9 protein-coding genes and 2 other annotated features are annotated in these 14,052 nt (G+C 36.0%); all 9 genes read right to left on the reverse strand.

All coding sequences use genetic code 11. The annotated features are described in order from the left end of the window. Positions 1-185: 185 nt before the first annotated feature. Complete coding sequence (locus ACX9TM_RS14705; protein ID WP_000633864.1) at positions 186-1,811, reverse strand: ABC-F family ATP-binding cassette domain-containing protein; 1,626 nt, start codon at positions 1,809-1,811, stop codon at positions 186-188. Between the two features lie 299 nt (positions 1,812-2,110). Continuing rightward, complete coding sequence (locus ACX9TM_RS14710; RefSeq protein WP_139256942.1) at positions 2,111-5,233, reverse strand: MMPL family transporter; 3,123 nt, start codon at positions 5,231-5,233, stop codon at positions 2,111-2,113. Between the two features lie 209 nt (positions 5,234-5,442). After that, the gene (locus tag ACX9TM_RS14715) at positions 5,443-6,009 is read right to left on the reverse strand and encodes a TetR/AcrR family transcriptional regulator (RefSeq protein WP_001107309.1); all 567 of its coding nucleotides are present in this window, start codon (positions 6,007-6,009) and stop codon (positions 5,443-5,445) included. Between the two features lie 229 nt (positions 6,010-6,238). After that, a complete protein-coding gene (locus ACX9TM_RS14720) occupies positions 6,239-7,396 on the reverse strand; it encodes a GNAT family N-acetyltransferase (RefSeq protein ID WP_065382635.1) in 1,158 nt (385 codons plus the stop codon). A 124-nt stretch (positions 7,397-7,520) separates the two neighbouring features. Further along, complete coding sequence (gene aroA / locus ACX9TM_RS14725; RefSeq protein ID WP_000664630.1) at positions 7,521-8,810, reverse strand: 3-phosphoshikimate 1-carboxyvinyltransferase; 1,290 nt, start codon at positions 8,808-8,810, stop codon at positions 7,521-7,523. Between the two features lie 17 nt (positions 8,811-8,827). Beyond that, the gene (gene tyrA, locus ACX9TM_RS14730) at positions 8,828-9,928 is read right to left on the reverse strand and encodes a prephenate dehydrogenase (RefSeq protein WP_065382606.1); all 1,101 of its coding nucleotides are present in this window, start codon (positions 9,926-9,928) and stop codon (positions 8,828-8,830) included. Then, a complete protein-coding gene (gene hisC, locus ACX9TM_RS14735; RefSeq protein ID WP_001197280.1) occupies positions 9,921-11,021 on the reverse strand; it encodes a histidinol-phosphate transaminase in 1,101 nt (366 codons plus the stop codon). Before hisC ends, tyrA begins: the two co-directional genes overlap by 8 nt. Before the next feature lie 18 nt (positions 11,022-11,039). After that, positions 11,040-12,212 carry a chorismate synthase gene (aroC, locus tag ACX9TM_RS14740; protein WP_072769980.1) on the reverse strand — a complete coding sequence of 391 codons (1,173 nt, stop codon included), beginning with the start codon at positions 12,210-12,212 and terminating at the stop codon, positions 11,040-11,042. 53 nt (positions 12,213-12,265) lie between these two features. Next, positions 12,266-12,485: a binding site (T-box leader), on the reverse strand. A 9-nt stretch (positions 12,486-12,494) separates the two neighbouring features. Further along, the gene (locus ACX9TM_RS14745; protein ID WP_001273575.1) at positions 12,495-13,571 is read right to left on the reverse strand and encodes a bifunctional 3-deoxy-7-phosphoheptulonate synthase/chorismate mutase; all 1,077 of its coding nucleotides are present in this window, start codon (positions 13,569-13,571) and stop codon (positions 12,495-12,497) included. Between the two features lie 194 nt (positions 13,572-13,765). Next, positions 13,766-14,001 (reverse strand) — a binding site (T-box leader). Between the last annotated feature and the right edge of the window lie 51 nt (positions 14,002-14,052).

The following is a 14,052-nucleotide window of genomic DNA, read 5'->3' on the forward strand; positions in this document are numbered from 1 at the left end:
CACTTACATTTCCCTTCTTCAACTAACTCTTTAAATCTTAAAGTCATTACATCCCTTCATACATGAAAAAATTCTCCTGTTCATTAATATTATATTTGAATAATTATTCATTTGACCGACCAGCGATGTTACGTTTTCTCGACAAAAAAACTCGCTCTAAAAAGAGCGAGTTTTTTCATTATATATTATTGACCTTTGTACATTGCATCTACTTGTTTTTGAAGTTCCTCATTTTCTAAGAACTCATCATAAGTAGCCTCTTTATCGATTACGCCGTTTGGTGTTACTTCGATAATGCGGTTTGCAATTGTTTGCACGAACTGATGGTCATGAGATGTGAATAAGATTGTACCTTTGAATGCAATTAAACCGTTATTTAATGCTGTGATTGACTCAAGGTCTAAGTGGTTCGTTGGATCGTCAAGTGTGATTACGTTCGCACCACTTAACATCATTTTAGATAACATACAACGAACTTTTTCGCCTCCAGATAATACAGAAACGTTCTTCTTAACTTCTTCACCTGAGAATAACATACGGCCTAAGAAACCACGTAAGAAGCTTTCAGACTCATCTTGTGGAGAGAATTGACGTAACCATTCAACTAAGTTGTAATCACTGTTCTCAAAGTACTTAGAGTTATCTCTTGGGAAGTAAGATTGAGAGGTTGTAACACCCCATTTGAATGAACCGCTATCCGGCTCCATTTCACCCATAAGAATTTTAAATAATGTTGTCATCGCAATATCGTTACGGCCGATAAATGCAACTTTATCACCTTTATTTAAAGTGAAGTACACATTATCTAACACTTTTTCACCATCAATTGTTTTAGAAAGACCTTCAACAGTTAATAAGTCATTTCCTACTTCACGCTCAGGTGTGAAGCCAACGAATGGGTAACGACGTGATGACGGTCTAATATCATCTAATGTAATTTTGTCTAATAATTTTTTACGAGAAGTTGCTTGTTTCGCTTTAGAAGCGTTTGAACTAAAGCGTGCAATGAAGTTTTGTAACTCTTTTACTTTCTCTTCTTTTTTCTTATTAGCATCTTGTGTTAATTTTAAAGCTAATTGGCTTGACTCATACCAGAAGTCATAGTTACCAACATAAAGTTGAATTTTACCGAAATCAAGGTCAGCCATGTGCGTACATACTTTATTTAAGAAGTGACGGTCATGGGATACTACGATAACTGTGTTTTCAAAGTTCATTAAGAAGTTTTCTAACCATTGAATCGCTTTTAAGTCCAAGTGGTTGGTAGGCTCATCTAATAATAGAATGTCAGGTTGACCGAATAAAGCTTGAGCAAGTAATACTTTTACTTTCTCTGCCCCAGTTAATTCTGACAATTTCTTATCATGAAGATCTTCACCAATACCTAAACCTTTAAGAAGAATTGCAGCTTCTGACTCAGCTTCCCAACCGTTAAGCTCAGCGAACTCACCTTCAAGTTCAGCAGCGCGCATTCCATCTTCATCACTAAAGTCTTCTTTCATGTAAATAGCATTTTTCTCTTGCATTACTTTGTAAAGTTGCGTGTGACCCATAATTACTGTTTCTAATACTGGGAACTCTTCATATTCGAAATGGTTCTGTTTTAATACTGCTAGACGCTCACCTGGCGTAATATGTATGTCACCTGTTGATGGTTCAATTTCCCCAGATAAAATCTTTAGAAATGTAGATTTACCAGCACCGTTTGCTCCGATTAAACCGTAGCAGTTACCTGGCGTGAATTTTATGTTAACATCTTCAAATAATTTGCGATCCGCGAAACGCAAACTAACGTTACTTACTGTAATCATTTGTGTCCTCCTACTAATACCGCTTATTTCAGCGTTTTCTCACCGATTGTCTTAAAAAATCGCATATTACGACTCAATTATTGTAGACTATAGCTATTATATAGTAGAAGCTGGATGAATAGCAACGGTTGATTACCTTTCTACAATGAAATCGGATAGTTTTTGTCCATTCCCCTAGCTATTGTATGTATATCATCGACCTCTTTCTCATATAACCTTTCACTGCTCATTCTGTCATACATCGGATTCATTTTCATCTGAAATATTATATACCGAAAAAACTGTAGAGAAATCATTCCCTACAGTCTCTTCTTATTTCTTATTTTCTCTTTGTAACTCTTCATTTTACTCGTTAACCCTATTAACGCCGGTAATAATATCGGCATCACAATTAAAGCTAATAGAAGAAGTGCAACGCCAACTACGGATGCTACTTGTATAAGCGTTAATACACCTGAAGGGATTAATGCAGCAAATGTACCACCTAAAATAAGTGCCGCTGATAATACGACTCCTCCGATATGACGAGAAGCAGTTACAATTTTCGTCGCTGGGTCCCCTTCTAACTCATTGTATCTCATCATTACAAAAATACTATAATCCACTCCTAAAGCGACAATCATTATGAAACTAAAGAATGGAACATTCCAGCTTAATGAATCTACATGTAAAATATGCGTACTAATTTGTTCACTTATCCCTAATGATGCAAAGTAAGCTAATAGTAACGATCCAATAATAAAGATGGTGTTTAATAATGAACGTGTAATCACAATTAATACAATCGCGATTCCAATTAACATAATTGTAGCTGTACGTAAGAAATCTTGCCCAGTTACTTCTTTTAAATCAACGTTTCTAGCTGTCGTTCCTCCGATTGCTGTTTTCGCATGATTTAATTCCGACCCCTTCAAAGTACCATCTATTGTGTTATTGATTTCTTGAATAATTGGCATCGCTTCTTTTGAATACGGATTTACGTCTAAAATGATTGTCATTTTAGCAGTCTTTCTATCATGTGACATGTACGTATTCAAAGCTTTTTGGAAATCTTCTCCCTCCAAAACTTCTTTTGGAATATAGAATTTCTCAGAGCTTTTTGATTCGTTCAGTTCTCCTAAATATTTCTGAGCATCCCCTAGGCCATTACTTACCTTTTCAAGGCCTTCTGTACTTTTAGTTAGTCCGGATTGTAATTGACCCATCTGTTCTTGCAAGTCTTTCAGTCCGGTTAATAGCTGACCTTGCCCATCGTTTATTTTCGTTAATCCGGTTTGTAACTCAGATGACTTGTTCGCAATTTGTTTTGAACCTGAAGCACCTTCATTTAATCCATTTTTAAGATCAGCTGCTCCTTTTTGTAACTTAGTAACTCCATTGTTCATTTCTTTTAAGCCATTATCCACTTTCAATAACGATTGATTCGCTTCTTTAAATGATCCCATCGCCGCATTATGCTGCGCTTTCAATTTATTTAATTCATTTGAAAGCCCACCTAATTGCTTTTGAGCCTCTTTAGCAATTCCTATCGTCTGCAGAATGTTAGGATCATTTGCTAATTCTGGTTTCGTTTGAATGAAATTGGTCATTAACATTTCAATTTGTTCATAACCTTTCTTCGCACCGTCAATCGCTTGAGAAATACTTCCGAAGTATTGATCGTAAGAACTTAAACCTTTTTCTAACTGTGTATAGCCAGCATGAAGTTGTGAAGTTGCTTGAGATAATACACTTATATTTTCATTTACTGAAGTTAACCCACTCTCAATTTGCCGCGCACCTTGTGCTCCGTCATTTATGCCATTGGATAGTTGATTTAAAGCTGTTCCTAATGCTGATACACCACTTTTCGCTTCATTTGTTCCATCAATTAACTTTTGAACGTTCGCAAGACTATTTGAGTCCTTATTACCCATCTTATCTTTCGCAGTAGTTAATCCATCATTAATTTCCTTTATACCACCATTGGCATCTCCTAAACCTGTATTTAGTTCACCCGCTTGTTTATTTATATATAGTTCTTTAATCCTATCACCAGTTGGACGTGTCGGTGAATATACTTCTGAAACACCTTTTACTTTCAAAATCTTATCAGTTAGTTCATCTAAAGCTTGAAGCGAACTCGCCTCATCTAACTTGTTATTCGATTGAATGACTAACGTACTTGGTGAAGAAAAACCAGGTGGAAAATGTTCTTCTATTACGTTAATCCCCATTTTCGACTCATATTTATTGTCTACTTCAAATAAATCGTTGTAATTAAGTGTATTAGAATACTTTAATATGAAAGGAATTGATATCACGAATACAATAATTAAAGCTACAAATGGTCTCACTACTGAGTTTTTCGCAAAGAATCCCCATAGACGACTGTCTTCATGACCTTTAAATGTTTTAACGGGATAAAACATCCCTTTTCCTAAAAGCACCATAAAAAACGGATTTAACGTAGTTAATACTAGTAATAAAACTGCGACACCAATTGCTACCGCTGAAGTAGATTGATATAGTTTAAAACTCGCTAAAGCAAGAGATGCAAAACCAATTAGTACTGCTATCCCGCTATATAAAACGGTTTTCCCTGCCGATTTAAATGTTTCTTTCGTAGCCAAAAATGCGTTTTCTCGTTTACTTAATTCTTCTTTAAATCTCGTAAATAATAAAATGTTATAGTCTGTTCCAACCCCAAACAGGACAACAACGACAAACACTTGTGTAAAGTTAGAAAATGGAAAATTAAATTGATCTACTAAATGAGCAATAATCCCCATTGAAACTAAATATGATACCCCAACAGTAAGAAGAGAAACAATTGGAACAATAGGTGAACGGAATACAATGATTAATATTACAAGAATGAAAATGATTGAAATAACTTCAGTCTTTTTCACTCCCTCTTGAGAAGATGTAAGGAAATCTCCTGCTATTAAATCACTTCCTGTTAAGTACGTTGTTACCCCTTTCATTTTCACTTTATTATGAAGGTTATTTGTAACTTTCGATATTTCACCATGCTTTTTATCTATCGATATTTGCGTTAAAATAGTCGTATTATCTTTAGAAACTAATTGTTTCTCTAATTCTTTATTATCTAAATGTGAAACAACTTCTTTAATTCCTAATTGTTCTTTTTCATTTTGCAAAGCGTTGATTGTTTTTATTATTTCCTCTTTTTGCTCAGTCGTTAAAGCTGTTTTACTGTCACTATTAAAAACAACTATAATGTCATACTTTTCTGTCCCGTCTTTATCCATTTCTTTTATCATTTTGTCAGCAATACTACTTTGTTCTGTATTAGGAATCGTAATGTGCCCTTTTTCTTTCACTAATTTATCCATATTAGGCATCGTTACGATCATTGTAATGGTAATAACTATCCATAATAGAAAAGATAAACTTCTCCAATTTTTCAGCTTACTCATTTGCATCATCTCCCGCGATTAAAATTTACGTTAGTTAAGGAATGAATATTCATTCCTATTATTCTATTACATTATTTGTAAACTCTATTAAACTAGTCTTTCCGGAATGAATATTCATTCCTTTAGTTGCACAAATACCCTCTCCTACTCTCATTTTTTAATTCTATTTAGGAATGAATATTCATTCCTGTCCTTATAAAGCTATAGAATCAAATGATTCTAATAGCGTTCCAAGAGCTTTCTTCCAATTCTTTTACTAACTCTTTCGAGTATTCTAATTGCCCTGTTGCAATTACTTTCGTTAATTTTTCTAACGGTTGATATACAATAATAATTAAAGCAACTGGAGGCAATGGACGAAGCAAACCTTTTGCGATTCCATCTTCAATAATATTCATAAAGAAGCCTATAAAATCGTCAAATATTTTCTTACTCTGCTCATCAAGAAAATAACTATCACAGTGAGAATTTGTAAATAAAAAAGCATCCACATTGTTTCTCGCAAATTCAAATAAACGGTTATACGTATGACTAAACTGTTCACGAATATTTGCTTCAACAGGAAAATCCGTTTTTATCATTTCAGAAAGCTGTAACATACTTTTTGAAAATAATGAGTTAACAAGCGCCTCTTTATTTTCAAAATAGCGATAAATAGTACCCGCACCGACATTTGCTTTTTCAGCGATCATTGGAATTGTCGTACCATCGTAACCACGCTCTGCAAAAAGTTGCATCGCAGCATCAAAAATATCCTCTTGTTTGTTTTTAGCCATTTTTTCCACCTCTATTTTCAGGAATGAAAATTCATTCCGTTTTTAATTATAAATTACAGGGAATAAAAGTCAAGTGCGTGACAACGTATAGTTGCGATTCTATTCTCTTGTATGTGAATAAAATTATATCAGCGATTTTCAGGATATATCAACTTACCGACAAAAATTAATACAATGAGATGGAGCTATCCCAAAATTTTGTTCGAAACAACTCCATCTTATATGCAAATTAAAAGAAATCATAAATAAACGACTTGCGCACTGGTACTACATTCTCAAATGCCCGTATTTCCTCTTCGCTTCCGCTAATTAATTCTAATTCATTTAGTTCTAATGGGCGTTTGTATCCAAGCAGTATTGTAGATAGTGCATTTATATCTAGGTTGATCCCTTTATCCATTGGTTCTTCTATAATTGCTATTTCATAATTTGCAAGTCTCACCGATACATTATTCCACGGTGCAAATGAATCTGTAATATGTAAAATGACTTCTTGTTGTACATTGTTCCAGTTTAACTCATACTGTTTTAAGAACTGCTCTACATCTACAATTCTTCCCATAAAATATGGTTTTATTTCTGTTTTCACACGTGGTTCTTGCAATGTATATAACAACTGTTCGTTTTCACTTACTGTCATTTCAAGCTCTTTAATCATAGAATCATGCTGGCAAATAAAATTCCATAGACCATTTCGTGCTTCATTATGCAGTGGAACAAATTCATCTACTGTCATTTTATAGTTTTCTATTTTATATAACATATAGCCGGCTGCAGTTTTATTTTCATCGTAATAAATTGCTAATGTTAAATCCTCATAAACAGCTTGTAACCACCATTTTTCATTGCGAACTAGCATACCAGAAAAACGTTCTGCAAATGTTTCATAAAGCTTCTCGACCTCTTCTGGGTGATTTTCTTTATTGAAACGTTTCACAGTACCATTCACTTGTTTTTTCATAACTAAATCACTCTTTGTCAAATGACATACGAGAAGATTCGCACAAAGTTCCCAGCCGTATTTACGGTAAAATGTAACAGCAAATGGGTGTAACATAGAGACTGTAAAGCCATCTTTTTTCATTGTTTGAAGTGAATGTTGAAGTAGCTCTTTTACATACCCACTTCTTCTGTACTCTGGATACGTCGCTACTCCTGCAACGCCACCCATTTTAAATTTTTCTTTACCTATGTAAATATGAAACGGGATGAGGTGTAGTTTTGCAGCTAAGTCCTCACCTTCCATAATACCGTATACTTCATGACTTTCCTTCATTTTTGTAAGTTGTTGCTGCATTCGTTCTTCTTCTACTTTATATTGAAAAGCGTATTCTGATAAGCGTAGTGCTTCTCTGAATTTATCTTCTTTTAATTGTATGACATTCATATAATTCTCCTCCATTCCCTTTTTGAATTGTATCATAATTCTTACTATTATAGTTCGGTAAGTGAAATTACAAGGACGTTTTAACAAAAAAGCAGATACATCACGTATCTGCTTTCCACCCTTTTTATTTAGCTAACTTTTGAAGTTCGTCAAAGAATGTAGGATATGATACACCTACTGCTTCTGCATCTTCAATAATTGTTTTTCCTTCTGCTAGGCAGCCAGCAATTGCAAGCATCATTCCGATACGGTGATCACCATAACTATTTACTGTATTGCCTTTTAGAGCTGATTTTCCGTAAATGATCATACCGTCATCAGTTGCTTCTATTCGAGCTCCTAGTTTCGTTAACTCAGCAACGACTGTATCAATACGGTTTGTTTCTTTTACTTTTAATTCGTGTGCATCTTTAATTACTGTAATTCCTTCTGCTTGCGTTGCCGCTAATGCGATTACAGGAATCTCATCGATTAATCTAGGGATAATATCTCCGCCAATTTCAATTCCTTTTAATGAAGATGTTTCGATTGTAATATTTGCAGCTGGTTCCGATGCCCCTTCGTTAATTAGGTCTACAGTGAACGTAGCACCCATTTTTTCTAAAACATCAATAATACCTGTACGGGTTGGATTCATTCCTACATTTTGTAATACTAGTTTACTATTTGGGATGATTGCACCTGCTACTAAGAAAAATGCTGCTGATGATACGTCACCGGGCACTTGAATGTCTGTTGCTGTTAATTTTTGTCCACCTGACAGCTTCACTGTTTTCCCTTCGCGAGTTACTTTAACACCAAATGCTTCGAGCATTCTTTCCGTATGGTCGCGTGAAATATGTGGTTCTGTAACAGCTGTTACACCTTCTGCACGAAGACCTGCAAGTAAAATAGCTGACTTTACTTGTGCACTTGCAACAGGAGAAATATATTCAATTGCTTTTAAATCTCCGCCACGTATTGTTAACGGTGTAAATGTTCCTTCTTCTCGGCCGTCTATGTTTGCGCCCATTTGTTTTAATGGGTTTGTTACACGCTTCATCGGTCTTTTTGCGATAGATTCATCACCTTGTACGCAAGAGAAAAATGGTGTGTTAGCTAATATACCTGACATTAATCGGATTGTTGTACCAGAATTACCAACATCTAATACAGCTTTCGGTTCTTGTAAACCTTCTAATCCTTTACCAACTACAGTAACCTCATCACCGTTTTGCGTAATTTCTACTCCCATTTCTTTAAAACATGAAATCGTACTTAAACAGTCTGCACCGGGCAAGAAACCTTTAATTGTTGTTTTCCCTTCTGCAATAGAACCGAACATAACAGCACGGTGTGAAATGGATTTATCACCTGGGATTGTAATATTGCCATTCAATCCGTTATTAACAGGTTGTATTGTTCTTTCTTTCACGTTTTTCACCTTCTCATTTAAATTGTTTCATAAGTTTGGTATTCTTCTTCTCCAAGCGCTAGTTTTGCTTTCATACGATCTTCTTCCCTTTGGAAGCTAATACGTAATACCCCAAGCAGTCCTTCACGCGCTTCTAATATTTGCAAGTTCGTAATACTAATTTCCTCGCGCGCCAAAATACTCGTAATATGAGCCAATGCCCCCACCTTATCTAATACATCGACGTATAAGTCGTGATAGGCAGGAATTGCCCCTCTCTTTCTTACTGGTAAAGAATCACGGTATTCTTTCGCATCTGCAAAATAGTTTTGAATCTCGCATGCATCTCCGGTAGAAACTGTTTTATATAAATCTTCCATTTCAGAGATCCACTCTTTTAATAATACCATTAAATGCTCACGATTTTGCTTTACAATATCACTCCACATTTTCGGACTACTAGATGCGATACGTGTAATGTCTTTAAACCCTCCAGCAGCTAGCTGATGAATGAGCGGATTATCTCCTGCATGTTTCTCTACTTGCTTCACTAAACCTGCAGCGATAAGGTGCGGGAAATGACTAACGATCCCTGTTACATAATCATGTTCTTCTGTATTTAAAACAAGGAAATGTGACCCTGTTCCTTTTAACCAATCTTTTAACTCTTCCACTTGTTCATTTGGCACATGATGCATCGGTGTTAAAATGTAAAATGCATTTTCAAATAAATGCGCTTTTGCACTTTCAACTCCCGTTTTATGAGAACCTGCCATTGGATGTCCACCAATGAAAGATACTTCCTTTGAAAATAAAGTTTCTGCTTCATTCATAATCGTGCCTTTTGTACTACCAACATCAGTCACTATAACATCTTCTCGTAAACGGAATGACGCAAGTTTGTGTAATAGCTTCTTCGTTTCTTCAACTGGAGAAGCAAAAACAATTAAATGTGCCTTTTCACATGCAAGCTGTAAATCAACTGCTATTTCATCTACTACGTGTAATTCTTTTGCACGCTCTACTTGTTCTTGAAATATATCATAACCTGTTATCGTTACATCGTGCTCTTTCTTAATTGCTAATGCGAGAGAGCCTCCGATTAAACCAGTTCCAATTAATACTACCTTTTTACGCATTTTCCTCATCTCGAGACTTTCTTTTTTTATTTTCAAAGTGTTGTTGTAACACTGAAATCACCCCTTCATTTTGCTCCCTTGTTCCGACTGTAATACGGATACCATTCGGGAACGGACGAATAATAAATCCTGCGTGTGCACAAGCTTCATAAATCTCTCCAGCATTCTCAACTGGCAAGAAGATGAAATTTGTTTGCGATGGATAAAATGGAATATCATTTTCCCTACAAAAGCTCTCGTATTGTTGTAATCCTTCTGTATTCACACGAACTATTTCTTCAATAAACTCGTCATCACCAAAAGCAATCGTCGCTGCTTTTTGCGCTAATGAAGATACGTTAAATGGCAAACGAACGACATTTAATTTTTCGATTAACTCTTCCTGTCCAACCGCATATCCAACGCGGAAAGAAGCTAATCCGTACGCTTTAGAAAATGTTCTAAGTACAAGAATATTTTTATGTTTTTCTAAAAGCGGTAATGTCTCTGGGAAATCTTTTGCTGTTACGTATTCATAGTACGCTTCATCAATGACAATTAACGTATTTTCACTAATACCTTCAATGAATTGAGTCAATTTTCGGTCATTCACATATGTGCCTGTTGGATTGTTCGGGTTACAAATCCATACAATTTTTGTATCGTTATCTACTACTGAAGAAATTTCTTCTAAGTCGTATACACCGTTATTTAACGCAATTTCCTTCACTTCGCAACCTTCTATAATGGCATGATGACGATACTGTGGGAATGTTGCACCTGCTGTTACAATGTTATCTCCCGCTCGTAATACGGCGCGGCTTATTATTTGAATGATTTCATCTAAACCACTACCACAAAGTACTTGTTCCATTTTCACATGTAACTTATCTGCGATTGTTTGACGGAGCGTTGTAGCACCTCCGTCAGGATATAAAGCATGTTCCAACCACGATTTTTGCAACTCATCTAAAACACGTGACGAACAGCCGAATGGATTTTCATTCGATGCTAATTTCACAAACGAATGATCTCCGTACACTTCTTTCATTTGTTCTGGTGATTTACCTGGTTTATATGGTTGTAATGATGATAGTTGATCTTTTACTTGCACGTTAAACCCACCTTTTTATTAAAATTCTTTTGCGTAGTTATTGTGTTGCATAATGTTTTGTTTTAATAATTCCATACGATCTTTTCCGAATTGTTCGACTAGTGCATCTGCAAGTTCCCATGCCACAACAGATTCAGCTACTACACCCGCCGCTGGTACTGCGCAACTATCAGATCTTTCAATACTCGCTTGGAATGCTTCTTTCGTATCAATATCAACGCTTGCTAACGGTTTGTATAAAGTAGGAATTGGCTTCATCACGCCTCTTACGATAATTGGCATACCTGTTGTCATACCGCCTTCTAAACCGCCGGCATTATTCGTTCTTCTCGTGTATCCTTTTTCTCCATCCCACAGAATTTCATCATGCACTTTGCTTCCTGGTTGTCGTGCCGCTTCAAAACCTACGCCGATTTCAGCACCTTTAAATGCATTTATACTCATAATTGCACCAGCAAGTTTTGCATCTAATTTACGATCGTAATGGACGTAACTACCGACGCCAATCGGCATACCTTCTGCAATGACTTCCACAATACCACCGATTGAATCTCCACTACTTTTTGCGTTGTCAATCGCATTCATCATTTCTTGCTCTACTTCTTTATCTAAACATCGAACTGGTGAGTTTTCAGTAATTGTTTGAATTTCTTCAATTGATAAGTTTGAAATATGTTTTGCTTTTACTCCACCAATTTCAAGAACATGTCCTGCAATTTCCACGCCTAATTCGCTTAAAATTTGTTTTGCAACTGCACCAGCAGCTACACGAACTGTCGTTTCTCTTGCAGATGACCGCTCTAATACGTTTCTTATATCACGATGACCATATTTAATTGCTCCATTTAAATCTGCATGTCCGGGACGTGGTTTTGTAATTGTACGTTTCATGTCTTTACTTTCTTTTTCCGAAATTGGCTCTGCACCCATTACTTTCGTCCAATGTTTGAAATCATCATTTTTTACAATTAACGTAATCGGTGATCCAAGTGTCATCCCGTGACGAACACCACTTACAATTTCAACTGTATCTGTTTCAATTTGCATACGTCTTCCGCGTCCATGACCTTTTTGTCTTCTTAATAATTCTTTATTAATATGTTCCGCCGTAAGTGTCAAACCTGCTGGTACACCTTCTAAAATAACTGTTAACTGCGGTCCATGTGATTCTCCAGCTGTAATGTATCTCATTTCTCTTGCCCCTTTACTATTTTTTTGTACAAAAAAGTCCCTACTGAGCGCTCAGTAGGGACGATGTTTATCGCGGTACCACCCTAGTTGTAGACTTCTTTCGTCTACCTCTCTTCTTCTTTAACGATCGTTTGACCGTCTTCCCCTCCAAAAGTTGTCGGGAAAGATGCTCCAAGGCTGTAATTCATGCTTACCTTTGTACTGATTCACACCGACCATCAGCTCTCTTTAACAGTGAGATAAGCACTACTGTTTCCTCTTCAACGCATATATGATATGGAATTAAGATAATTTATTTTTGAAACCTTTTAACTCATCCATGAATCTATGGAATTCTGGAATGTCCATTTGTTGTGCAGAATCTGATAATGCAACTGCTGGATCTGGATGAACTTCAGCCATTACTGCATCTGCGCCAATTGCAAGTGCCGCTTTCGCTGTTGGTAATAATAAATCTCTGCGTCCAGTTGAATGTGTTACATCAACGATAACTGGTAAATGTGTTTCTTTCTTTAAAATTGGTACTGCAGAAATGTCTAATGTGTTACGTGTTGCTCTTTCGTATGTGCGGATACCGCGCTCACAAAGAATAATTTGATCGTTACCTTGCGCAATAATGTATTCCGCTGCGTTAATGAACTCATCAATTGTTGCTGCTAATCCACGTTTTAATAATACTGGTTTGTTAACTTTACCTACAGCTCGTAATAAATCGAAGTTTTGCATGTTACGTGCGCCAACTTGAATTACATCAACGTAGTCTAATGCCATTTCAACATCGTTCGGATTTAAAATTTCACTAATAATTGCTAAGTCAAACTCGTCTGCTACTTGACGTAAAATTTGAAGTCCTTCTACTCCTAAACCTTGGAAATCATATGGAGAAGTTCTCGGTTTGAATGCACCACCGCGCATTAATTTTAAGCCTTGGTCTTTCATCGCTTGCCCTACTTGACGAACTTGTTCTAAACTTTCTACTGCACAAGGTCCCATGATGAACGTTTGTGTTCCGTTTCCAATCAATTCACCTTTTACATCAACGATTGTATTTTCTTGTTTCTTTTTACGTGATACTAGTAACGCTTTACGGTTATCATCTTCTTGTAACTCTAAGCTTGCTTTGAAAATCGTTTTGAAAATATGTTGAACTGTTGATGTTTCGAATGGTCCTTCGTTATGCTCTGCGATCATATCAAGTACTTCACGCTCACGTACTGGATCAAAGCGTTTCGTGCCTTGTACTTGCTTTTGCTCTCCAATTTTTTGAACAATTTCACCACGTTTGTTTAAAAGGTGTAATAGTTGTAAATTAATTTCATCTACCTGTTTACGTAATTGATCTAATTCATGATTTGCCATTTGGAAATCCTCCTCTAATGTTTTAAAAGTATAGTAAGAGAATAAAAAATTCTCTATTTTCTGAACTGACTAATTATACAAATTTATAGTGGAATCGATACCTCTTCTTATTTTAAACTAATAATTCGTACACAGACATAAACTACTAGTTAAAAATCCACTTTTTTGTACAAAAAAGCCCTACTGATCCAATCAGTAGGGACGATATTTATCGCGGTACCACCCTAGTTGTAGACTTCTTTCGTCTACCTCTCTTCATTGTTAACGATCATCTGACCGTCTTTCCCTTCATAAAGACAATACTATCTTTACTACGAAAAAGATGCTCTAGGACTGTAATTCGCTCTTGTTTATGTACTGGTTCGCACCAACCACCAGCTCTCTGTTACAGGGAAACAACAACTACTGCTTTTCCTTTCAATGCATGACTATTTAATTTTCAAGTTGGACCACTAAAATACAAAAAGTCCCTACTGAATAA

The sequence above is a fragment of the Bacillus sp. LH1 genome, assembly GCF_057924895.1.

Coding starts and splice junctions, on each gene's coding strand:
- ACX9TM_RS14745 (WP_001273575.1), bottom strand. CDS start 13,571: ATGGCAAATCATGAATTAGATCAATTACGTAAACAGGTAGATGAAATT.
- ACX9TM_RS14705 (WP_000633864.1), bottom strand. CDS start 1,811: ATGATTACAGTAAGTAACGTTAGTTTGCGTTTCGCGGATCGCAAATTA.
- ACX9TM_RS14710 (WP_139256942.1), bottom strand. CDS start 5,233: ATGAGTAAGCTGAAAAATTGGAGAAGTTTATCTTTTCTATTATGGATA.
- ACX9TM_RS14720 (WP_065382635.1), bottom strand. CDS start 7,396: ATGAATGTCATACAATTAAAAGAAGATAAATTCAGAGAAGCACTACGC.
- tyrA (WP_065382606.1), bottom strand. CDS start 9,928: ATGCGTAAAAAGGTAGTATTAATTGGAACTGGTTTAATCGGAGGCTCT.
- aroC (WP_072769980.1), bottom strand. CDS start 12,212: ATGAGATACATTACAGCTGGAGAATCACATGGACCGCAGTTAACAGTT.
- ACX9TM_RS14715 (WP_001107309.1), bottom strand. CDS start 6,009: ATGGCTAAAAACAAACAAGAGGATATTTTTGATGCTGCGATGCAACTT.